This window comes from Oleiphilus sp. HI0123 (genome assembly GCF_001635315.1).
In genome coordinates, this window is sequence record NZ_LWGE01000626.1 from 1 (window position 1) to 267 (window position 267).

Sequence of the window (267 nt, forward strand, 5' to 3'; positions counted from 1 at the left end):
ATTACATCAATATTGGTTTGAAAGCTTCGAGAAGCAGAAAGCATGTCAGCCATCTCTTCAACGACATTTACATTCGGGTACATCACATATCCCTGCTCATCAGCCAACGGGTGGTCAGGCTGGTAACGCATATCCAAAGGTGCATCACTTTCAACAATCCCTTTTACTTCAACACCTACCGACTCAGGCGTCTGCTGTAAGAAATCCCCACCAACTGCCTGGCGCATGGCATCTTCTTGGACAGCCGAAAAGATGGGCTTTCGGGCG

1 protein-coding gene is annotated in these 267 nt (G+C 48.3%); it reads right to left on the reverse strand.

All coding sequences use genetic code 11. The annotated features are described in order from the left end of the window. Positions 1-227, reverse strand: a 227-nt coding sequence (locus A3761_RS05700; RefSeq protein WP_369808181.1) for a flagellar basal body rod protein FlgC, incomplete at its 3' end; no start/stop codon positions are given. Positions 228-267: the final 40 nt, after the last annotated feature.